The 22507-nt window shown below is 62.4% G+C and carries 20 protein-coding genes; 7 read left to right on the top strand and 13 right to left on the bottom strand.

What is annotated here, in order from left to right; all coding sequences use genetic code 11:
* Window positions 1-55: 55 nt before the first annotated feature.
* From pgi to dksA, 11 genes are all read right to left on the bottom strand, one after another.
* The gene (gene pgi, locus NVV93_RS15885; RefSeq protein ID WP_258251610.1) at window positions 56-1720 is read right to left on the bottom strand and encodes a glucose-6-phosphate isomerase; all 1665 of its coding nucleotides are present in this window, start codon (window positions 1718-1720) and stop codon (window positions 56-58) included.
* 87 nt (window positions 1721-1807) lie between these two features.
* On the bottom strand, window positions 1808-2188 hold the full coding sequence (gene panD / locus NVV93_RS15880; protein ID WP_258251609.1) for an aspartate 1-decarboxylase: 381 nt from the start codon (window positions 2186-2188) through the stop codon (window positions 1808-1810).
* An 85-nt stretch (window positions 2189-2273) separates the two neighbouring features.
* A complete protein-coding gene (gene panC / locus NVV93_RS15875; RefSeq protein ID WP_258251608.1) occupies window positions 2274-3134 on the bottom strand; it encodes a pantoate--beta-alanine ligase in 861 nt (286 codons plus the stop codon).
* Window positions 3131-3931, bottom strand: coding sequence for a 3-methyl-2-oxobutanoate hydroxymethyltransferase (gene panB, locus NVV93_RS15870; RefSeq protein ID WP_258251606.1), 801 nt, complete (start codon window positions 3929-3931; stop codon window positions 3131-3133). Before panB ends, panC begins: the two co-directional genes overlap by 4 nt.
* 125 nt (window positions 3932-4056) lie before the next feature.
* Entirely contained in the window at window positions 4057-4545 is a 489-nt protein-coding gene (gene folK / locus NVV93_RS15865; RefSeq protein ID WP_258251605.1) for a 2-amino-4-hydroxy-6-hydroxymethyldihydropteridine diphosphokinase, read from the bottom strand.
* A 2-nt stretch (window positions 4546-4547) separates the two neighbouring features.
* Entirely contained in the window at window positions 4548-5954 is a 1407-nt protein-coding gene (locus NVV93_RS15860; protein ID WP_258251603.1) for a polynucleotide adenylyltransferase PcnB, read from the bottom strand.
* Window positions 5955-6632: 678 nt separating this feature from the next.
* Entirely contained in the window at window positions 6633-8063 is a 1431-nt protein-coding gene (locus NVV93_RS15855; protein ID WP_258251602.1) for a sigma-54 dependent transcriptional regulator, read from the bottom strand.
* A 4-nt stretch (window positions 8064-8067) separates the two neighbouring features.
* Entirely contained in the window at window positions 8068-11040 is a 2973-nt protein-coding gene (locus tag NVV93_RS15850; protein ID WP_258251601.1) for a sensor histidine kinase, read from the bottom strand.
* Window positions 11024-11200, bottom strand: coding sequence for a hypothetical protein (locus NVV93_RS15845; protein ID WP_010796831.1), 177 nt, complete (start codon window positions 11198-11200; stop codon window positions 11024-11026). Before NVV93_RS15845 ends, NVV93_RS15850 begins: the two co-directional genes overlap by 17 nt.
* Window positions 11201-11305: 105 nt before the next feature.
* Window positions 11306-12193, bottom strand: coding sequence for a tRNA glutamyl-Q(34) synthetase GluQRS (gene gluQRS, locus NVV93_RS15840; RefSeq protein ID WP_258251600.1), 888 nt, complete (start codon window positions 12191-12193; stop codon window positions 11306-11308).
* A 50-nt stretch (window positions 12194-12243) separates the two neighbouring features.
* Complete coding sequence (gene dksA, locus NVV93_RS15835; protein WP_258251599.1) at window positions 12244-12687, bottom strand: RNA polymerase-binding protein DksA; 444 nt, start codon at window positions 12685-12687, stop codon at window positions 12244-12246.
* A 195-nt stretch (window positions 12688-12882) separates the two neighbouring features.
* Between dksA and NVV93_RS15830 the strand changes: the two genes are divergently transcribed.
* Window positions 12883-14064, top strand: coding sequence for a pyridoxal phosphate-dependent aminotransferase (locus NVV93_RS15830; protein WP_258251598.1), 1182 nt, complete (start codon window positions 12883-12885; stop codon window positions 14062-14064).
* Window positions 14054-14782: a DNA/RNA nuclease SfsA gene (sfsA, locus tag NVV93_RS15825; protein ID WP_258251597.1), complete on the top strand. Its 729-nt coding sequence runs from the start codon at window positions 14054-14056 to the stop codon at window positions 14780-14782. Before NVV93_RS15830 ends, sfsA begins: the two co-directional genes overlap by 11 nt.
* Before the next feature lie 25 nt (window positions 14783-14807).
* Here the strand turns inward: sfsA and NVV93_RS15820 are convergent, their stop codons facing one another.
* Both NVV93_RS15820 and NVV93_RS15815 read right to left on the bottom strand, forming a co-directional pair.
* On the bottom strand, window positions 14808-15128 hold the full coding sequence (locus NVV93_RS15820; protein WP_258251596.1) for a Rieske 2Fe-2S domain-containing protein: 321 nt from the start codon (window positions 15126-15128) through the stop codon (window positions 14808-14810).
* Window positions 15129-15352: 224 nt separating this feature from the next.
* Complete coding sequence (locus NVV93_RS15815) at window positions 15353-17659, bottom strand: TonB-dependent hemoglobin/transferrin/lactoferrin family receptor (RefSeq protein ID WP_258251595.1); 2307 nt, start codon at window positions 17657-17659, stop codon at window positions 15353-15355.
* A 211-nt stretch (window positions 17660-17870) separates the two neighbouring features.
* Here NVV93_RS15815 and NVV93_RS15810 point away from each other — a divergent pair, with 211 nt between their 5' ends.
* From NVV93_RS15810 to NVV93_RS15790, 5 genes are all read left to right on the top strand, one after another.
* Window positions 17871-18587, top strand: a complete 717-nt coding sequence (locus tag NVV93_RS15810) for an energy transducer TonB (RefSeq protein ID WP_258251594.1) — start codon at window positions 17871-17873, stop codon at window positions 18585-18587.
* Window positions 18588-18602: 15 nt separating this feature from the next.
* Window positions 18603-19679, top strand: a complete 1077-nt coding sequence (locus NVV93_RS15805) for a hemin-degrading factor (protein WP_258251593.1) — start codon at window positions 18603-18605, stop codon at window positions 19677-19679.
* A 116-nt stretch (window positions 19680-19795) separates the two neighbouring features.
* Entirely contained in the window at window positions 19796-20695 is a 900-nt protein-coding gene (locus NVV93_RS15800) for a hemin ABC transporter substrate-binding protein (RefSeq protein WP_258251592.1), read from the top strand.
* 50 nt (window positions 20696-20745) lie between these two features.
* Window positions 20746-21729 carry an iron ABC transporter permease gene (locus NVV93_RS15795; RefSeq protein WP_258254394.1) on the top strand — a complete coding sequence of 328 codons (984 nt, stop codon included), beginning with the start codon at window positions 20746-20748 and terminating at the stop codon, window positions 21727-21729.
* The gene (locus tag NVV93_RS15790; protein ID WP_258251591.1) at window positions 21729-22496 is read left to right on the top strand and encodes a heme ABC transporter ATP-binding protein; all 768 of its coding nucleotides are present in this window, start codon (window positions 21729-21731) and stop codon (window positions 22494-22496) included. The genes NVV93_RS15795 and NVV93_RS15790 overlap by 1 nt, the downstream gene beginning before the upstream one ends.
* Window positions 22497-22507 lie beyond the last annotated feature (11 nt).

Raw genomic sequence — 22507 nt, 5'->3', positions numbered from 1 at the left:
CACCCAAAACGCACGAACCCGGCGCAAGGCCGGGTTCGTGGAGTCGAGCGAGGCGTCAGCCGCGATGGCGGTTGCGGAAAAAGTCGATCAGGCCCTGAGTCGAGGGGTCTTCGGCCGGCTGCTCATTGTTGCCAGTGAGGCGCTGGTAGACGCCTTTGCCGAGCTCCTTGCCCAGCTCCACACCCCACTGGTCGAAGGCGTTGATGCCCCAGATCACGCTCTGCACGAACACCTTGTGTTCATACATCGCCACCAGCGCGCCGAGGCGCCGCGGGCTGACCCGCTCCATCACCAGGGTGTTGCTCGGCCGGTTGCCGGGGATCACCTTATGCGGCGCCAGGCGCTGCACTTCGTCCTCTGGCAGGCCCTTGCCGCGCAGTTCTTCCTCGGCTTCGGCGCGGGTTTTGCCGAGCATCAGCGCCTGGCTCTGCGACAGGCAGTTGGCATACAGCCACTGGTGATGGTCGGCGACCGGGTTGTAGCTGACCACCGGCACGATGAAGTCCGCCGGGATCAGCTGGGTGCCCTGATGCAGCAACTGGTGATAAGCGTGCTGGCCATTGCAGCCGACGCCACCCCAGATCACCGGGCCGGTATCGCAGGGCACCGGACTGCCGTCCTGGCGCACGCTCTTGCCGTTGGACTCCATGTCGAGCTGCTGCAAGTGTTTGGTGATGTTGCGCAGGTAATGGTCGTACGGCAGGATCGCGTGGCTCTGCGCGCCCCAGAAGTTGCCGTACCACACGCCCAGCAGCGCCAGCAGAACCGGCATGTTGCGCTCGAACGGCGCGGTCAGGAAGTGCTGGTCCATGCTGTAGGCGCCGGACAGCAGCTCCTTGAAGTTGGACATGCCGATGGCCAGGGCAATGGGCAGGCCGATCGCCGACCACAGCGAATAACGGCCGCCGACCCAGTCCCACATCGGGAAGATGTTTTCCTCGCGAATGCCGAACTCGACGGCCGCGTCGCGATTACTCGAGACGGCGATGAAGTGCTTGTGCAGCTCGTCTTGCGTACCGCCTTGGGCCAGATACCAGGCGCGCGCGGCCTGAGCGTTTTTCAAGGTTTCCAGGGTGTTGAAGGATTTCGAGGAAACGATGAACAGGGTGGTTTCGGCGCGCAGATTGGCCGATAGCTCGTGGAACTCGCTACCGTCGATGTTGGCCAGGTAATGGCAACGCACACCTTGTTTGGCGAAGGGCAGCAGCGCCTCGGAAACCAGCTGCGGGCCAAGGAACGAACCGCCAATGCCGATGTTCACCACGTCGGTGATCGGTTTTTCGCTGTAGCCGCGCCACAGACCGCTGTGAATCCGCGTGACCAGCTCGGTCATTTGGTTCAGGACGCGGTGCACGTCTGGCATGACGTTGACGCCGTTGACGTTCAGGCGATCAGCCACTGGTCGACGTAGCGCGGTATGCAGCGCCGGGCGACCTTCCGAGGCGTTCAGTAGCTCACCGTTGAACAGCGCTTCGATTGCCTCCTGCAAATTGACTTCGCGCGCCAGACCCACCAGCAGATCGCGGGTTTGCTGGTCGATCAGGTTCTTCGAGTAGTCGAGGAACAGGCCGCAACTGCTCAGTGTGAAATTCTGAAAACGCTCGGGATCGCGACTGAACGCCTCGCGCATGCTGAAATCCTGCATGGCAACACGGTGTTGGCCAAGCGCTTGCCAAGCGGGCAGCGCGGTAACGTCGAGCGGGGTTTGCTGATACGCCATGACCTACGAATTCCTCTGGCTGGGCAAGCTTTGAGCAGTAAAAAGCCCGGAGCGTTCCGGGCTTTGGAGTGTAGCGCCTGGGCGGACCTAGGCGACCTGCACCGGGATGGCGTTGCTGGTATGGCTCAACTGGTTGCCCGGGGCCATGTACAGCATGCGCGGTTTGAAGCTGGCCAGCTCGGCATCGCTGTACTGCGCGTAAGCGCAGATGATCACGCGATCGCCGACTTTGGCCTTGTGCGCGGCGGCGCCGTTCACTGAAATGATCTTCGAGCCTTCTTCGCCACGAATCGCGTAGGTGGTGAAGCGCTCGCCGTTATCGATGTTATAGATCTGAATCTGCTCGTATTCGCGGATGCCCGAGAGGTCCAGCCATTCACCGTCAATGGCGCAAGAGCCTTCGTAATCCAGCACGGCGTGAGTGACTTCGGCGCGGTGCAATTTGGCCTTGAGCATGATGGTGTGCATGGCATTTCCTCCTGGCGGGCCTGAAACGGCGGCTGAGTGTGCCCGAACCCCGATGGTCGATCAAGGTTGCGGGGTTCGAGTGTTTTTAGTGGATTTCGGCGAGATCGAGGGTGAGGTTGTCGATCAGTCGCGTGCTGCCGATGAATGCGGCAACTGCAATCACCAACTGGCGGTCATCGGCGCTGGCGGGTTGCAGGGTGTCGGCCTGGCGGATCTCCAGATAATCAGGACGCAGACCGGCTTGCTCGATGCGGCTTTTGGTCTCGACGATCAATTGCTCGTAGTTGCGCGCACCGGTCTGGATACGCTCGGCCAGCAGTTGCAGGTCGCGATACAGCTGCGGCGCGAGGGCTCGTTGCTCGGCGCTCAGGTAGCCATTGCGCGACGACAAGGCCAAGCCATCGTCGGCGCGAATGGTCGGGACACCGAGAACCTGGATCGGCATGTTGAGATCGCGAACCAGCGTGCGAATGACCGCCAGTTGTTGGAAATCCTTCTGGCCGAACACGGCGAGATCAGGCTGCACCATCTGGAACAATTTGGTCACCACGGTGGCGACGCCATCGAAATGCCCAGGACGACTGCCCCCACACAGACCCTCGGACACGCCGCTGACGCGGACCCGGGTCTGGCTATTTAAGCCGTGTGGGTACATTTCCTCGACCGTCGGGGCGAACAGCAGGTCGCAACCCGCTTGGTGCAATTTCGCCTGGTCGGCGGCCAATGTGCGTGGGTAGCTGTCGAGATCTTCGTTGGGCCCGAACTGCAGCGGATTAACGAAAATGCTGGCGACCACAAAGTCGGTCCGTTGGGCGGCCTTTTCCACCAGGGCGACATGCCCGGCGTGCAGATTGCCCATGGTCGGTACCAAGCTGACGTCTTTACCCTCGGCGCGTGCCTGGGCGACCGCGGCGCGTAACTCGCGCACGGTGGTAACGGTGTTCATGCGGAGAATCCGTGTTCGGCGGCCGGGAAAGAAGCACTTTTGACGGCGCTGACGTAGGCCGCGAAAGCGGCTTGCACCGAGGTCTGGCCTTCCATGAAGTTCTTCACGAACTTCGGCATACGACCAGTCAGCGAGAGACCGAGCATGTCATGGACGACCAGCACCTGGCCGTCGGTGGCGCTGCCGGCGCCGATGCCGATCACCGGAATCTTCACCGCTTGGGAGATTTCTGCCGCCAACGCACTAGGGACACATTCGAGTAGCAGCATCGCGGCACCGGCCTGTTCCAGAGCGATGGCGTCGGCGCGCAACTGACGGGCCTGGGCTTCGCTGCGGCCTTGCACTTTATAGCCGCCGAACAGGTTGACCGATTGCGGCGTCAGGCCCATGTGCATGCACACCGGCACGCCATTCTCGGCGAGGCGTTGCACGGCGGGGGCCAGGGCCACGCCACCCTCGAGCTTGACCATGTGCGCGCCGGCCTGCATGACCCGGGCGCTGTTGACGAGGGTCTGCTCCAAGGTCGCATAGCTCATGAACGACAGGTCGGTGACGATCAGGGCACCCTGATTGCCACGCTTCACGCAGGCGGTGTGATACGCCATCTCGTCGATGCTGACCGGCAGGGTGCTGTCCTGGCCCTGAACCACCATGCCCAGTGAATCACCCACCAACAACACTTCGACTCCCGCCTGGCAGGCGGCACGCGCGAAAGTGGCGTCATAGGCTGTGAGCATGGCGATTTTTTCGCCTTTTTGCTTCAGCTCTTGCAGTGTGGTCACGGTAACGTCAGGCATGGAATGTTCCTCAATCAGGCCGCGTGCGCACCAGCGCGGGGCAACGGGACGCCTATAGTCCTGATGGGGGGGCGCGAAGTCAATTGCAGGTGTTACCGAGTTGTTACTGGCGTTACCGCCAATAATTACTGCTCCGGCAGGCGCTCGATACCCCGGAACGGGCAAGCCTCAAGCAGTGCACTGAGCGAGCGGCCATCGGCAAGCTGCAGGTCGGTGGTGATCTCCGCCAGCGGGTAGAGGACGAACGGCCGGGCGTGCAGATGGTAGTGCGGAACTTGCAAGCGCGGTTCGTCGATCAGGCGTTGGCCGAACAGCAGGATATCCAGATCGAGGGTCCGTGGTCCCCAGCGCTCGGCTTTACGTTGTCGGCCCTGGTCTTGCTCGATGGCCTGCAAGGCATCCAGCAGTGGCAGTGGCGCGAGGGAGGTGTCCAGCGCCGCGACCGCATTCACATAGCGGGGTTGGTCAGCTGGGCCGAGCGGATCGCTGGCGTAGAACGACGAGACTGTGACCAGTCGCGAGTGCGGTAAGGCGTCGAGTGCAGCCAGCGCCGCGCGTAGTTGCTCGATGGGCTTGGCGAGGTTGCTGCCCAGGCCAATGTAGACCCGTTCCATTCTTATTCAGCCGCTGGCGGGGTTGCCCCTTCGCCACGGTTGCGCCGTTTGGCGCCGCCACGTCGGCGTTTGCGCGGTGCGCTGCCTTCGGCAGGGCTGCTGCTGAGGTCGCGAATCATCCGCCGCCGCTCGCTATCAGAGGCGTCCTGATAATCGGTCCACCAATCGCCGAGGCCGCCGGTATCGTCGCCGGCATTTTCGCGTAGCAGGAGGAAGTCATAACCGGCGCGGAAGCGCGGATTCTCCAGCAGCAGATCAGCCCGCTTGCCGCTGCGGCGCGGTAGGCGTTCCTGCATGTCCCAGATTTCACGGATCGGCAAGGTGAAGCGCTTGGGCACGGCGATGCGTTGACATTGCTCGCTGATCAGTTCGTGGGCAGCTTCTTGAATGGCAGGAATTGGCGGCATGCCGCGCGCCTGTAGCTGCGCGGCGCGGGCGGGCAGCGCGGGCCAGAGCAGGGCGGCGAACAGGAACGCCGGGGTAACCGGCTTGCCCTGTTCGATACGATCATCAGTGCTGGCGAGGGCTTCACGGATCAGGCGTTCGGTGTATTCCGGATTGTGCTTGAGAGCCGCGGCGCTCGCCGGGAACAGCGGGGCGAACAGTCCGTAGTCGAGCAGCAGGTCGAAGGTGCGCTCGGCATAACCGGTGAGGAACAGTTTCAGCACTTCATCGAACAGACGTGCCGCGGGAATATCACGCAGCATTGGGGCTAGGCGTGCAATCGGCTCAGCGCTGTGTTTCTCGATGTCGAAGTCCAGTTTGGCGGCAAAGCGCACCGCACGCAGCATGCGTACGGGGTCTTCGAGGTAGCGTTGCTCGGGGTCGCCGATCAGGCGGATCAGTCGGTTGCGGATATCATGCATGCCGCGCGCGTAGTCGAGAATGCGCTCGCCGGTGACATCGAAATACAACGCGTTGATCGTGAAGTCGCGGCGCTGGGCATCGTCTTCCAGGCTGCCGTACACGTTGTCGCGCAGAATCCGGCCACTTTCATGGCGCGCTGAGAGGTTGCTGTTCTCGTCTTCCTCGCCTTGCGGATGATTGGCACGGAAGGTGGCGACCTCGATGATTTCTCGCCCGAAATGGACATGCACCAGCTTGAAGCGACGGCCGATAACCCGGGCATTGCGGAATTCAGCGCGCACTTGCTCCGGTGTGGCGCTGGTAGCCACGTCGAAATCTTTGGGTTTGATACCCAGCAGTAGGTCGCGAACACAACCACCCACCAAGTAAGCCTGATAGCCAGCGTTCTGCAGGCGCTCGACGACACTCACGGCATAGCGGCTGATGTTTTCGTCGCGGCGCAGTGGATGCTGACGATTGCTCAGGACTTCGGGGGTGCTACGCGGATGCTGCTTGCTATGGCGCAAGGGCGAGCGGAAAGACTGGAACAGCTTTTTCAGCATGGGATGCACTGTTTGACGAGGTGGTCGGCCAGAATAGGAAATGACCGCATGATTGGCGCGGATTCTAGCATTGACTCGGGAGATGGTGTACGAGACTGCGGCGGGGAGCGAAAGCTACTGGGGGAGCCGAAGCTCCCCCCCAAGTAGGTGCGTGCTTTGTTTTTATTATTATGTCGGGCTTGTTGTTTTTGTTTGTTGACCCGTTCCTTCTGCCCAGTGGCTTCAGGAAAAACCCCCAAACTGGGAGTCAGTAGCAAACGGATTGCTTTGGAAGCTGATGTGGCCATCATCGTGAATCGATCCAACCAGTTCGGGCGCTGCATGAGTGCAGTTTTATTGTTCTCGGTCTGGTGGTGGGGCGAACCCCAACGGCTAGTCCTCTCCAAAAAAATCAGTTAGCTGCGTCCCCTGCGTTTTTGTTTTTGTTATGCCGGAGTCGTTACGTGTTGTTTTTATTGTGTGGGCACTGCTTGTTATTGTTGTTGTGTCAGAGATATAGCAGAACGCGTGCCAGTTTTTGAGATTCCTTATAAAACAATAAGTTAGCTGTTTTTGGTGTGATTGGTGGGGCACAAAAAAGCCGGGTTATCGTTACCTTAAGACCCGGCTTTGTTACGTGATGTTCCTGGTGGGTAACAAGCGGGGAACCTGAACGTTCCACCGCTGTCACCGCCGTCGTCAGTTTTCCACTGCGCTACCGGTCTTGCGACGTGGAATTCCCAGGCGTTGGCGGCGCTCCCAAAGACATTTGCGGCTGATACCCAGTTTGCGGGCCAGTTCGGTCTCGGTCATGTGATCTTGATGTTCGAGAACGAAATGCTGGAAGTAGTCTTCCAGCGACAGGTCTTCTGTCGGTTCATTGGCATTGCTGGCCGCATGACTGGGCGCAGAGCTAACGAAGGCGTCGTCATCCAGGTCATCCAGCTCAATGTCGATGCCCAGCAATTCGGCGGAAATCTCCGTGCTCTCACAAAGAATCACTGCCCGCTCGATGGCGTTTTCCAGTTCGCGGACGTTACCTGGCCACGGGTAATGCCGAATGGCCTGTTCGGCGTCATGGGCAAAATGCATTTCCCCACGGTTCATGCGTGCGGCCTGACGGGCCAGGAACAGCTTGGCAATTTCATTGACATCGCTACCGCGCTCGCGCAGCGGCGCCAATTTGAGCGCGATCACATGCAAGCGGTAATACAGGTCTTCGCGGAACTGGCCGACCTTGGAGAGGCTCTTGAGGTCACGGTGAGTGGCGGCGATCAGGCGCACGTCGACTTTCTGCGATTGCACCGAGCCGACCCGACGGATTTCGCCTTCCTGCAATACGCGTAGCAGGCGAGCCTGAGCTTCGAGCGGCAGTTCGCCGATTTCATCGAGAAATAGGGTTCCGCCATCGGCAGCTTCCACCAGGCCGGTGCGTCCAGCGCTGGCGCCGGTGAACGCGCCTTTCTCATGGCCGAACAATTCGGATTCGATCAGGGTTTCCGGGATCGCCGCGCAGTTCACTGAGATCAGCGGCGCTTTGGAGCGCCGCGACAGGTTGTGTAGCGCGCGAGCTACCAGTTCCTTGCCGGTACCGGATTCGCCTTGGATCAACACGGTGGAATCGGTCGGCGCAACCTTACGAATCTTGCTGTACAGATCCTGCATAGCCGGACAGGAACCGATGATGCCAATTTCGCCCTGACCCGCCTCGGCAGGTTTGCTGCGGCTATTTGCCGAAGCGCCATTGCCGCGCTCTGCTGCCGGTGCGCTGAGATTCTCTTTGCGCTCGCGCAGGATGCGCGCGACTGCCTGGAGCATCTCGTCATGATCGAAAGGTTTGGCGATGTAATCGACCGCGCCCATTTTCATAGAGTCCACCGCCGAGCGCAGGCTGGCGTAGCTGGTCATGATCAGCACCGGCGTGCCTTGGCCGAGCTTGATCAGTTCGGTTCCGGGTGCGCCGGGTAAACGTAAGTCGCTGACGATCAAATCGAAACCGGAAATGCTGAAGCGCTCTTGGGCTTCCTGCACCGAGCCGGCCTCGCTGACTTCGTATTGATTACGTTCCAGCAGGCGGCGCAGTGCCGAGCGGATGATGGTTTCGTCTTCGACGATCAGGATATGCGGCATGAATTCAGCTCTCTCGACGGTCTCTGGTTACTACGGACGTCGTTGCGACGTGGCGCGGCAAAGTCACCCTGATTCGGGTGCCGCGCTGGTGCTCGGCGTCGGCCGGGCTGTCGATGGTTATTTGCCCATAATGCTCTTCCACGATCGAATAGACCAGTGCAAGCCCCAGCCCGGTGCCTTCGCCAGGATCCTTGGTGGTGAAGAACGGCTCGAACAAGCGATCCATGATCGATTTAGGAATGCCGCTGCCTTCGTCTTCGACGATAAGATCGACGGTGTGTCCGGATGCTTCGCTGCGTACGCGGACGCCACCGCCTGGTGGTGAGGCGTCGCGGGCATTGGAAAGCAGGTTGATGAGTACTTGGGCGAGACGTTGCGGATCGCCTTCTACCCAGTGCTCGGGATCGCAAAGATTGTAGAACTGCACTTCGAAATTCCGCCGGTTGAGCGACAGCAGGCCGATGGCATCCTGCGCCACATCCGCCAGACAGACCGGTTCTTCTGCGTGCTGATGACCGCCGGCGTGGGCGAAGCTCATCAGCGACTGGACGATGCGCGATATGCGTTTGGTCTGTTCGATGATCTGGCTGCTGATCTCGCTCAGTTCGCCGTCGCTTTCGCGCTCCTCGCGTAGATTCTGCGCCAGACAGGCGATGCCGGTGATCGGGTTGCCGATCTCATGGGCCACGCCGGCAGCCAGGCGACCAATGCTCGCCAGGCGTTCGGAGTGCACCAGTTTGTCTTCGAGCATCTGCGTTTCGGTCAGGTCCTCGACCAGCAGGACCAGGCCGGTATTGCCCGGGGCCAGCGGCTCTTCGATGGCCGCCTTATGCAGATTGAACCAGCGGGGCTGGCCATCCAGCGCCAGGCGCTGTTTGTGCAGGTGCTCGTCGGGCAGGTTGATGAAGCCTTCCAGCAAGCCTTTCCAGGGTTCGGCGAGGGTGCTCAGGCGTGAGCCGACCAGGCGCTGCGCGGGAATGCCGGTGAGCTCTTCCATGGCGCGGTTCCACATGAGGATTTCCTGATCCTTGGCCAGCGAGCAGGCGCCCATCGGCAACTCCTGCAGCGTTTGCCGGTGGTAGCGACGCAACGCATCGAGCTCGGCGGCCAGGCCGGTGAGGCGTGAGTGGTAATCCTCCAGGCGGCTTTCGATGAAGTGAATGTCTTCGGTAACGTAGCCTTCGCTGCCGGACTTGTAGGGCAGGAAGGTTTCGACGATGTCTTGGGCGACGTTCGGCCCCATCAGGCCGGAGAGGTTAGCTTCCAGGCGGTCGCGCAGGCGGCGCAAGGCGTAGGGGCGGTTCTCGTCAAACGGCAGATGCAGATCGCGCAGCGCCTGTTGGACTTCGCGCTGCGCCGTCTTGGCGCCGAGAGGTTTGGCCAGTTGGGTGGCGAATTCCTGCGGCGTGGACGCCTGCAGTTCGCGGCGCTGTGGACGGCGCACGTTGTCCACGGCGCAGGCCTCGGCGGCGCTCTGTTCCTCGCTGCTGGTTTCGCTGAATAGCGATACCAAAGTGAACACCAGCACGTTAGCGGCCAGCGAACCGATGGCGGCGAGATGCCAGCTGGTGTCATCGAGCACATAGATGACATCGAACATCGGCAGGTAGATGCCCTGGATGTTACCCAGCAGCGGCAGCAACATGCTGACCATCCATACGCCGATGCCGCTCAGCAGGCCGGCGATGAAGCCGCGGCGGTTGGCCGTCGGCCAGTACAGCACCGAGAGCACACCGGGCAGGAACTGCAGGGTGGCGACGAAGGCGACGATGCCCAGATTGGCCAGGTCCTGTTGCGCGCCGAGCAACAGGTAAAAACCATAACCGGCGGCGATGATGGCGATGATCAGGGCGCGCCGCGTCCACTTCAGCCAGCGGTAGATATTGCCCTCGGCCGGTGGCTGATAAAGCGGCAGCACCAGATGGTTGAGGGCCATGCCGGAGAGTGCCAGGGTGGTGACGATGATCAGCCCGCTGGACGCCGAGAGGCCGCCGACATAGGCCAGCAAGGCCAGTGTCTGGTTGTTTTCGGCGATGCCGATCCCGAGGGTGAAATATTCCGGGTTGGTGGTCGCGCCGAGCCTCAGTCCGGCCCACAGGATCAGTGGCACCGACAGGCTGATCAGCAGCAGGTACAGCGGCAATCCCCAGCTGGCGCTGACCAGCGCGCGCGGATTGAGGTTTTCGGTGAAGGTCATATGGAACATGTGCGGCATGACGATCGCCGAGGCGAAGAACACCAGCAACAACGTGCGCCACGGGCCTTCCTGCAAGGGCGTGTGCAGAGCGGCGAGGGCGCTCTGGTTCTGCAGCAGCCACATCTCCAGTTCCCGTGGCCCGCCGAACACGTGGTAGAGCGCATAAAAACCGATGCCGCCGAGGGCTAGCAACTTGACGACCGACTCGAAGGCGAGGGCGAACACCAGGCCTTCGTGTTTTTCCCGCGTGGCGATGTGGCGGGCGCCGAACAGGATGGTGAACAGAATGATCAGCCCGCAGTAGCTCAGGGCGATCCGCTCGTGTACGGCTTCGCGGGTGAGGATGCCGATCGAGTCGGCGATCGCCTGCATCTGCAGGGCCAGCAGCGGCAGTACGCCAATCAGCATGAACACGGTGGTCAGCGCGCCGGCCCAGGTGCTGCGAAAGCGAAAGGCAAACAGGTCGGCCAGCGAGGCCAACTGATAGGTGCGGGTAATGCGCAGGATCGGATAGAGCAGCACCGGGGCGAGCAAGAATGCGCCGGATACCCCCAGGTAACTGGCGAGGAAGCCGAAGCCGTACTGATAGGCCATCCCCACGGTGCCGTAGAACGCCCAGGCGCTGGCATAGACGCCGAGCGACAGGGTATAGGTCAACGGATGCGAGATGATGCGCCGCGGCACCAGGCCGCGTTCGCTGAGCCAGGCGACGCCGAACAGGGCAAGCAGATAGAGGGCGCTGATCAGGATCAGCTGGGTGAGGCTAAAGCTCGTCAGCATCGCGTTGACTCTGCAGGATGAAGGTCACCACGATGAGGATCAGCCAGAGCAGGTACGGTCGGTACCAGGCGCCGGTCGGGTCGATCCACCAATCCATGATGGCGGGCGAGAACAAATAGATCCCCACCACCAGGAGCAAGACCAGTCGATAGATGTACATGGGGTGTGTCCACGTGGAATTGCCGTGGATGGTAATGGATGGGGGAGAAAAGCCGATAGGCCGACGTTGCGCTGGGTAGAACGACTTCTACAAACCAGGCACGCGCTAGTGCAATTGGGCTTCGGCCAGGGTGCGGCTACGCGGGATCAGCAAGGCGTCCCAATGGGCGATGCCCCAGGCCAGCACTTCTTGGGCGCTGCCGGCATTCAGTTCGGTCGGCGGGCATTGGCCAAGGGCACGCAAGGCGCGTAGCAGCAATGGCGTGGCTTGCTCGGTGGGCAGTGGCGGCGAGCGGTAAGACTTGCCGAGCTTGTGGCCATCCGGCTGGATGATCAGCGGTACGTGCAGATAGTCGGGCGGCGGCAGGCCAAGCAATTCTTGCAGATACAACTGGCGCGGGGTGGAGTTGAGTAGATCGGCACCGCGCACCACATCGGTCACGCCTTGCCAGGCATCGTCGAGGACCACGGCCAGTTGATAGGCGTAGAGGCCGTCGCGGCGGCGGATGACGAAGTCGCCCACTTCGCGGCCCAGATGCTGGCGGAACTGGCCCTGCACGCGATCAACGAAGTGATACTCCAGCTCGGGGACGCGCAGGCGAATGGCTGCGTCGTGCTGGGCGTGGCCGGCATTGCGACAGGTGCCGGGGTAGATGCCGCCGTTACCTTCGAGTTGTTTGCGCGAGCAGGTGCAGGCATAGGCCAGGCCAGCTTGCAGCAGACGGTCGATGACCAGGGCATAGGCGCTGTGGCGTGCGCTCTGGTTGACCAGCTCGCCGTCCCATTCGAAGCCGTAGGCCTCCAGGGTGCTGAGAATCGCAGTTTGGGCACCTGGTGCCTCGCGAGGCGGGTCCAGGTCTTCCATGCGCAGCAGCCATTGACCGCCACAGGCGCGCGCATCCAGGTAGGAGGCAAGAGCTGCGACCAGAGAGCCGAAGTGCAGAAAGCCACTGGGCGTGGGGGCGAAGCGGCCGATGTAGGGGGGGAGAGTCATCGCTATGACGCTATAAATGAAGCGGGGCGCCGAAGCGCCCCGTTCTCGGTTCAGGAACCGATTTGTTTTTCCTTGATTTCCGCCAAGGTCTTGCAGTCGATGCACAGCGTAGCGGTGGGGCGGGCTTCCAGGCGACGGATGCCGATTTCGACTCCGCAGGATTCGCACCAGCCGTAATCGTTGTCTTCGATCAGCTGCAAGGTTTCGTCGATCTTCTTGATCAACTTGCGCTCGCGATCGCGGGCGCGCAGTTCCAGGCTGAACTCTTCTTCCTGGCTGGCCCGGTCGGCCGGATCCGGGAAGTTGGCTGCTTCGTCCTGCATGTGATGCACGGTCCGATCGACCTCCTGCATCAGCTCCATCTTCCACTTGTTCAGAATTGCGACGAAGTGAGCGCGCATGGCATCGCTCATGTATTCCTCGCCCTTCTTCTCTTTGTAGGGTTCGAACCCGCGAGTCAGCTGGCTGCTCTTTTCTTTTGCTTTGGTGGGCATGGATGACCGCCTCTTAATCTCTCTGATTCACTGCGCAGGATGATGTCCATTGCCGTCAATTTCCCGGCCCTGCGGCTGCAAGCGGGCGAACTTACCAGATCGATTCCGCCTGCGCCACTCCCGGTTGTCGTGGCTGCTGCTGTTTGCTGAGTCGGTCGGATAGAATCGGCTCCTCTCTTCTATAAAGGAAGGCCCATGGCCCATCCCTATAGTGCGCGCAGCCGCGCCATCGAACCTTTTCATGTCATGGCCCTGTTGGCCCGCGCCAACCAGCTGCAGGCCGACGGTCATGACGTCATTCACCTCGAAATCGGTGAGCCGGACTTCACCACCGCCGCGCCAATCATCGCGGCTGGCCAGGCGGCCTTGGCTGCTGGCCATACCCGCTATACCGCGGCGCGTGGGCTACCCCAGCTGCGCGAAGCCATCGCTGGTTTCTATGCCGAACGCTACCGGTTAAGGATAGACCCCGAACGCATCCTGATTACTCCCGGTGGTTCGGGTGCTTTATTGCTGGCCGCCAGCTTGCTGGTCGATCCGGGCAAGCATTGGCTGTTGGCCGACCCTGGTTATCCGTGCAATCGGCACTTTTTGCGACTGGTGGAAGGTGCGGCGCAGTTGGTGCCGGTAGGGCCGGAGGCGCGTTATCAGCTGAATGCCGAATTGGTCGACCGCTATTGGGATGCGCAAAGCGTCGGCGCGCTGGTGGCCTCGCCGGCCAACCCGACCGGGACGTTGCTGCATCGCGACGAGCTGGCCAGTCTGTCCGCCGCGCTCAAGGCGCGTGGCGGGCATCTGGTGGTCGATGAGATCTACCACGGCCTGACCTATGGCGTGGAGGCGTCGAGCGTGCTGGAAGTCGACGATGAGGCGTTCGTGCTGAACAGCTTCTCCAAGTATTTCGGCATGACCGGTTGGCGCCTCGGCTGGCTGGTCGCCCCCGAAGCGGCGGTGGCAGACCTGGAAAAGCTGGCCCAGAACCTTTACATCAGCGCGCCGAGCATGGCCCAGTACGCCGCCCTGGCCTGTTTCGAACCAGCGACGCTGGCGATTCTCGAGGAGCGGCGCGGCGAATTCGCCCGGCGTCGCGATTATCTGCTGCCGGCCTTGCGCGAGTTGGGCTTCGGCATCGCCGTAGAGCCGGAAGGGGCTTTCTACCTTTATGCGGACATTTCCGCCTTTGGCGGCGATGCGTTCGCCTTCTGCCGGCACTTCCTCGAAACCGAGCATGTGGCGATCACCCCGGGCCTCGACTTTGGCCGCTATCAGGCCGGTCATCACGTGCGCTTTGCCTATACGCAAAGTTTGCCGCGCCTGGAGCAGGCCGTTGCGCGCATTGCCCGCGGGTTGCGCAGTTGGAACCCCCATGCGCTTTGACCCGCCGCTCGAAGAAGGCCGGTTGCTGCGCCGCTACAAACGCTTTCTGGCCGATATCGAGACCAGCAGCGGCGAGCTGCTGACCATTCATTGCCCAAATACCGGCTCGATGCTCAATTGTCTGAGCGATGGCTGTCGGGTCTGGTTCAGCCGCTCCGACAACCCCAAGCGCAAGCTGCCTGGTACCTGGGAGTTGAGCGAGACCCCGCAGGGACGGCTCGCCTGCGTCAACACCGCACGCGCCAATGCGCTGGTCGAGGAAGCGTTGCGAGCCGGGGTGATCGGCGAGCTGGCGGGGTTCACCGCATTGAAGCGTGAAGTCGCCTACGGAGTGGAAAATAGCCGCGCCGACTTGCGCCTGGACTATCCCGATGGCGCCGCCTTCGTCGAGGTGAAAAGCGTGACCTTGGGTTTCGAAGGGACGCCAGTCGCCGCCTTCCCCGACGCGGTGACGGTGCGCGGCGCCAAGCACTTGCGCGAGCTGGCGGCGTTGGCGCGTCAAGGCGTGCGGGCGGTGCAGCTGTACTGCGTGAATCTCAGCGGCATCGAGGCAGTGCGCCCGGCGATCGAGGTCGATCCGGCCTATGCCGCCGAACTGCGCGAGGCACAGACGGCGGGCGTGGAGATTCTCGCCTACGGCGTGGCGATCAGCTGTGAGGAAATCCGTCTGGTTCGACCCTTGCCCGTGCTATTACCGGAGCCGGCAGCGCTGGTCTGACCTGCGCGCCTGGAGTGCAGCCAGGCTACAGGGGCGCGATCCACAGGCCTTCGGCGTCTTCTCGACACTCCAGCGGCTGCAGCGATTGGCCGGCGCAGGGACCGGCCACGCATTCGCCAGATTCGATCAGAAATAGCGCCCCGTGGCTGGCGCATTGGATCAGGCTGCCACTTGGGTCGAGGAATTGGTCGGGCGACCAGTTGAGCGGGACGTTGCGGTGCGGGCAACGGTTCTCGAAGACATAGACCTGGCCCTGCCGGCGCACGGCCAGCAGCTTCAGGTCATCACAAGCAAAGCCCCGGCTCTGGCCTTCGGCCAGCTCATGCGGGGCACATAAACGAATCATCGGCATCTCCACGACAGGCGGGGATTATCCCGCACTGGCGTGCGCGACCGATATCAGGTCGTTGAAAAACGTAGCGAGCGAAGGCTAGATAAGGCGAAATCAAGCGAAAAAGCGCAGTTTACGAGTGGTAAATGAGCATTTTGAGCCTGATTTCAACGCGGTATAGCCGAGCGCAGTAGTTTTTCAACGGCCTGATAGCGCGTCCCTGCGCGCCGAGGCTTGACTCAGATTTCCCAGACCAGGTTGACCGCCGCATGGCGACCCGGCTGGGTGTAGCGGCCGAGGCTGACGCTGTTGCTGTCCAGACCTTGGACGTCGCCCCATTGCCAGTATTTCTTGTCCGCCAGGTTGAACAAACCGGCGTTGACCGAGAATTCCTCGCTGACCTGCCACCAGCCATTCAGGTCGAGTAGCCCATAGCCGGGCGCTTCGAACTGCTCGTTGATGCGGACGGCGGCGTTCTGGCTTTGGTCGACGCGATCCTTGGCACTCACCAGGGTCCAGGCGAGATCGCCGCCGAAACGGCCGCTCGGTGCGGTGTAGCCCAGGCCCAACACCGCCTTGAGCGGGTCGACGGAGTTCAACGGTGCGCCGGTTTCCTCGTTCTTGCCGCGGGCGTAGGCGATCGAGCCCAAGGCGCGGGTGCCGGCCGGCAGGCCGAAGCGGTCGAGGAACAGCTCGCCCTTGGCTTCGGCACCACGGATGGTGACCTTGCTGAGGTTCTGCTGCTGGTAAGTAAGGAAGTTGTTGCCAGTCGGGTCCGGCACGGTGACCTGGTCGATGAAGTCTTTGTAGCGGTTGTAGAACAGCGCCACGCCGAAGCTGCCGACGTCGTACTGGCCGCGCAGACCGATCTCGTAGCTGTCGCTGGTTTCGGCTTTCAGGCTGGTGTTGGCGATGGTCTGGTACTGCATTCCGGCGTTGACGAACTCGCCAAAGATGTCCACCGCCTCGGGTGCCTTGAAGCCGGCGGCGTACTGGCCATAGACGCTGTGGGCGTCGTCGAGCTTGTAGGTCACGCCAAGTTTCGGCGACAGCGCGTTGTCGCTGAACGAGGACGGGTTGGTGTCAATCGGGTGAGCGTTAAGGTAGTCGTCGGTGACGTGCGGGTTGAGCTGGTAGTAGTCGTAGCGCAGGCCCGGCAGCAAGGTCCAGCGGCCGATCTCGATGCTGTCCTGAACGAACAGGGCGTACTCGTGGGTGACCGGGTCGGGGAAGTCGCTCAGCGGGAAGGTCTCGGCGCCGAAGGCCGGTGGGGTGGGCAGGCCGGTGCTGACGCGAATCTCGTTGCCTTTACGCAGGTCGCTGCTCTCCAGGCGTTTGAGGTCGACGCCGTAGATCAGGTGGTGCTGGGTGTCACCGATGGCGAACTGCTTGTCCAGCTGGGTGTTGAGCGACCACAGGGTTTCTTCGTAGCGCGAGTCGCGGGTGCGGAAGCGCTCGTAGGCGGAGGCCGGCGGGGTCGGGTTGGTGTTGAAGGCGGTCCAGGAGTAGCGACTCTGCATGGTTTGCTGGCGGATCTGGCTTTCCTGGTAGTTCAGCTGCCATTTCATCTGGTCGGCGATGCTGCTGTTCAGCTCCAGCAGGTGCTCGAGACTGACGCGCTCGCGGTCGGTGCTGTCCTTGGCGTCGCTGGCGCTGATCAACGAGTTGCTGAACATGCCGCGGCCTAGCGAGGTCGGTGTGAAGGTTGGGTAGTCGCTGCGCAGGTTGGTGTCGGCATCGTCCTGGAAGCGCTCGTAGCTGAGTTGCAGGCGATCGTTGCCGGCATAGTTCCAGCCGCCTTTGAGCAACAGGTTCTGCGCTTCGTAATCCTGCGGGTTGGCCTCTTCGCGAGCGCGGCCGTTGCCGCCCTGGCCGCCGTAGGTGTTCAGTGCGTGGCCGTCGCGACGGCCGATGTGCAGCACGCCGTCGACTTGACCTTGGCGGCCGGCGAGGGTGGCGCTGCGCAGCCAGCTGTCGTCGGCGCCGTCATAGCCGGTCTTCAGGCGGGCGTAGGCGTCGTCGCCTTCGTCCAGATAGTCGGCTGCATCCTTGGTCAGGAAGCTGACCGCCCCACCGATCGCATCACTGCCGTACAGCGAGGACGCCGGGCCGCGAATGATTTCCACCTGCTTGACGGTGTCCGGATCGATGTAATTGCGGCGGGCGTCCATGAATGGGCCGAAGTTGAAGGCATCCGGCACGCTGACACCATCCACCTGGGTCAACACGCGATTGCCGCCGATGCCGCGGATGGTGAAGCCGGACAGGCCGAAGCGGCTGCCGGTGCCGCTCACCGAAACGCCCGGTTCGTAGCGCACCAGGTCCTGGATGTTGTTCACATTCTGCTGATCGATATCACGTTCGGTGAGAACCGAAACGGTGTTTGGCACCTCACCCAGGGTCTGCTCGTTGCGCGTGGCCGTGACCGTGATGGTGTCGAACTGGGTGGCCTGCTTGGCGGCTTCAGCGGCCAGGGCCAGGGAGGGTGTGAGCAACAGCAAGGCCAGCCAGGAACGGCGAGCAAAGGGCGGGCGAATGGACGACATGAGCAACTCCTGATGGGTAACGCGTCGCGATACTGCAAAAGCTCGTTCTAGTGCGAGCCTGACCGGGCTGTGGGTAAGGCCCGCGCCACGGTGATGGGCAGAGCGGCAGCATGCAGCGCTTGTAGGGTGATGGCGGCGCAAAACCTTAATGAGCTTGACGTGTAAATGCAAATAAATATCAAATAGATTATCGTTTGATGGTTGCGCTCTAATGTCACGGATCCCTTTATATGCGTCGCTCTCTCTGGTCCTGCATGCCGGCCTTGGCTGGCTGTTGCAGGGACAGTGGCAGGCGCATGGGCAATCCACCGCCGTCAGCCAACCCGTTGCCATTCAGATCAGCTTGGCGCCGCTGGACGCGCTGCCAGTCGCGGCAGCTCCCCGGCCCGCTGCGACAGCCCCTGCGCAAGCGGTCGCCGCTACGCCAGCACAGCGTCCGCCGGTCAAGCCAGTTCTAACCAAACCAGTGGTCGCCAAACCGCCGAGTAAAGTCGCCATCGCCAAGGCTGCCCCTCAGCCGGAGCGCCGGCAGCCCAAGCCGGCGGCGTTGACTGCAGCCACCACGGTCGCCGCAGCGCCTACCACTCAGCTGGCCGCCGCGGCGTCAGCTCCGAGGGCGAGGACCGTGCACGTCGAGGAGGTGTTCAGCAGTCGCCCCTCCTTTCTCGAGCCGCCGAAGCAGCCGGGCTATCCCGCGTTGGCGCGCCGGCGCAATCAACAGGGAGTGGTGCTGATTGAAGTGCGCCTGGATGCGCGGGGTGATCAGCGTGAACTGAAACTGTTGCGTTCATCCGGCATCGACAGCCTGGATCGCGCTGCCCTCGAGGCGGTTGCCAGTTGGCGGTTTCGCGCGGAAAGCCAGAACGGTCAACCGGTGCCGAGCCGCGTCCATATTCCGATTCAATTCGCCCTTACGGCGAGCCGATAACCATAAGGAGTCACCATGACTAGCCAAACCCAATCCCCCCTGGCCAACGTAGCCAACCCGCTGTATCAAGCCTGGCAAGTACTGCGCAGCGAGCAGCCGAAGCTGCGCGCCCGCGATGCCGCCGAGCATCTGGCGGTGAGTGAAGGCGAATTGACCGCCAGTCGCCTGGGCGTCGACGCGGTGCGCTTGAATCCGGACTGGGCCGGGCTGCTGCCGGCGCTGGGCGAGCTGGGTTATGTCATGGCGCTGACCCGCAACGAGCATTGCGTGCACGAACGCAAAGGCTACTACCGCGAGGTCTCGGTGATGGCCAACGGGCAGATGGGACTGGTGGTTTCCGCGGATATCGACCTGCGCTTGTTCCTCGGTGGTTGGGCCAGCGTGTTCGCCGTGGCCGAAGAAACTGCGCGGGGTATGCAGCGCAGCGTCCAGGTGTTCGACCGGCAGGGCGTTGCCGTCCACAAGGTGTTCCTCACCGAAGATAGCGAACTAGCCGGCTGGGAACCGTTGGTCCAGCGTTTCCGTGCCGACGAGCAGAGCGCTGAACTGGCCCTGCAACCGTTGCCGGCGCGTCCCGATGAGCAGGCTGATGCGGTTATCGATGTCGCGGCGCTGCGTGAAGGCTGGTCGAATCTGAAAGACACGCACCATTTCTTCGCCCTGCTGAAAAAGCATGGCGTGGCCCGTACCCAGGCTCTGCGCCTGGCGGGCAGCGAGTGGGCCGAACCGCTGGATGTGCGTGAATTACCCAATCTGCTGGAAGAGGCCGGACGCCGTGAAGTACCGATCATGGTCTTCGTCGGCAACCAGCATTGCATCCAGATTCACTCGGGTCCGGTGAGCAATATGCGTTGGCTGGACACCTGGTTCAACGTGCTCGATCCGCAGTTCAACCTGCACCTGAAAACCCCTGGCGTAACTTCGCTGTGGCGCGTGCGCAAGCCGAGCAGCGATGGCGTGATCACCAGCTGGGAAGCCTTTGACGCCAACGGCGAGCTGGTCGTGCAACTGTTTGGCGCACGTAAGCCAGGGATTCCTGAGCGTCAAGACTGGCGCGAGTTGGCCGAGAGCGTATCGGTTCTGGTCGGCTGAGCAGCGGCTTCGCGCTTTTAAATCAGGCGGCGCCAATCGAGCGCCGCTTCCTTATTTCGCCCGCATGGCTGCCCCCGGCCACGCGGGTTCGCTGTATTGCAATGGAGTCGATTTGCATGCGCCTTATCCTCTGTTTGACTGGTCTGTTTGCCGCTCTTCTGTTCGGCCAGCTGGCCGGTGCCGCCGAACCGTTACCGCAGCGCTGGGTCAGCGCCGGTGGCTCGCTCAGTGAGTGGGTGGTGGTCTTGGGCGGCGAGCCGCGTCTGGTCGGGGTGGACACCACCAGTCAGCATCCGGCCACGCTGAAGGCGTTGCCGAGTATCGGTTATCAGCGCCAGCTGTCAGCCGAGGGCATTCTCACGCTGCGTCCGGGTCTGCTGATCGGCAGCGAGGAAATGGGCCCGCCGCCGGTGCTCGAGCAACTCAAAGCGGCTGGCGTGCGGATCGAAACACTGCCAGTCAAAGCCGACCTGGATAGCCTGGCGCAGAGCCTCACGCGAATTGGCGAATTGCTCGGCGATCAGGCCCGCGCGGCTCAAGTGTTGGCCGCCTACCGGCAAAAACTGCAAGACCAGGCGGTTTGGGTCGCCGCGGCACAGCGCACCCAGGACGCGCCAAGGGTTTTGCTATTGCTCGGACACGCCGGCGGCAATCCGATGGCGGCCGGGCGGGACACTTCCGCGGCTTGGCTGATCGAGCGCGCCGGCGGACGTAACATCGTCGCGCATACGGGCTACAAGGCGATTTCCACCGAGGCGCTGATGGCGCTCGATCCGCAGGTGGTGATTTTTGCCGACCGCAGTCTGAGCGGCGAATCCGCCAAGCAGGCTTTGCTCAAACAAAATCCAGCGTTGGCGGCGACTCCAGCGGCGCGCGATAGCCGCTTGGTCGCGCTGGATCCCACGCTGCTGGTGGGTGGGCTTGGCCCACGTTTGCCGGAAGGATTGGCTCAGTTGTCGGCAGCCCTCTATCCTGCCGCGCACGCACTCAACGGAACCGCTAAGACTCAGCCATGAGGCCACTCCTGACTCCCCGCTCACTGTTTTTCGCTCTGGGCTTCGCCTTACTGCTGGCGCTCTGGTTGTCGCTGGCGTTAGGACCGGTAAGCCTGCCGCTGCTCGACACCCTGCGCGCTGCCCTGCGGTTACTCGGCGTGCCGTTGGCGGGCGCGGGCCTTGAGCAGGCCGAATTGATCCTCGGCCAGATTCGCCTGCCGCGTACGTTGCTCGGCCTTGCGGTCGGCGCGGTGCTGGCGCTTTCCGGCGTGGCCATGCAGGGTTTGTTTCGCAACCCGCTGGCGGACCCTGGCTTGGTCGGCGTCTCCAGTGGCGCGGCGCTGGGTGCGGCGGTGGCGATTGTCGGCGGCGCTGTGTTTGGCGGTATCCCCGAAGTCATCAGTCCGTATTTGCTGTCGTTGTGCGCCTTTGGTGGCGGCCTTGGCGTGACCGCGCTGGTCTATCGGCTGGGGCGCCATGATGGGCAGACCAGCGTGGCAACCATGTTGCTCGCCGGTATTGCCCTCACAGCCTTGGCCGGTGCCGCAATTGGCCTGTTCACCTACTTGGCTGATGACGCGACCCTGCGCACGCTGACGTTCTGGAACCTCGGCAGCCTCAATGGCGCCAGTTATGCGCGGCTTTGGCCGCTACTGATCGTCACCGCCGGCGTGGCGCTGTGGCTACCGCGCCGCGCCAAGGCGTTGAATGCGCTGTTGCTCGGTGAGTCCGAAGCGCGGCATTTGGGCTTCGCCGTCGAGCGCCTGAAGCGCGAGTTGGTGTTTTGTACCGCGCTAGGCGTCGGTGCCGCGGTGGCGGCGGCGGGGATGATCGGCTTCATCGGCCTGGTGGTACCACATCTGGTGCGCCTGCTGGTCGGGCCCGATCACCGGGTGCTGCTGCCGGCCTCGGCGCTCGCTGGTGCCAGTCTGTTGCTGTTCGCCGATTTGGCCGCACGCCTGGTGCTGGCGCCGGCGGAATTGCCGATCGGTATCGTCACGGCATTGATCGGCGCGCCGTTCTTCTTATTCCTGTTGCTGCGAGGACGAGCCTGATGCTGTGTGCGGAGAATCTGTCGGTCCGTCGCGGCACCTCGCTGGTGCTCGCCGATATCCAGCTCGAGCTGCAGCCCGGCGAAGTGCTTGGCGTGCTTGGTCCGAATGGTGCAGGTAAAAGCACTTTGCTTGCCGCCTTGTGCGGTGAGCTGCAACCGTCCAGTGGACAAGTCAGCTTGCACGGTCGGGCATTGGCCGATTGGTCAGGGCCGGAGCGGGCGCAACAGTTGGCCGTACTGCCGCAAAGCTCGACGCTGAACTTTGCCTTTCGCGTCGAGGATGTTGTCGGTATGGGCCGGCTGCCGCACGCCAGCGGCCGGCAGCGTGATAAGGAAATCATCGTCGAGGCGCTGCAGGCCGCCGATGCGTTGCATCTGGCGGGGCGCAGCTATCTGGAGTTGTCCGGTGGCGAGCGCCAGCGCGTACATCTGGCGCGGGTGCTGGCGCAGTTGTGGCCAGGCACGCAAGGTCAGAGTCTTTTGCTCGATGAGCCCACGTCGATGCTTGATCCACTGCATCAGCACACCACTTTGCAGGCCACTCGTGCCTTTGCCGGGCGCGGCGTGGCGGTGTTGGTGATCCTCCATGATCTTAATCTGGCGGCGCGCTATTGCGATCGCATCCTGTTGCTTGAGCAGGGCCGAGCCCATGCGCTCGGTAGCCCGCAGGACGTCCTGCGCGCCGAACCGTTGCAGGCGGTGTTCGGCCTGGAAGTCCTGGTTCAACAACATCCCGAGCGCGGCCATCCGCTGATCGTTGCGCGCTGAGTCTTTCTTTT

The sequence above is a fragment of the Pseudomonas sp. LS44 genome, assembly GCF_024730785.1.
Classification (GTDB): domain Bacteria; phylum Pseudomonadota; class Gammaproteobacteria; order Pseudomonadales; family Pseudomonadaceae; genus Aquipseudomonas.
This window is presented reverse-complemented; position numbering and strand designations above follow the sequence as displayed.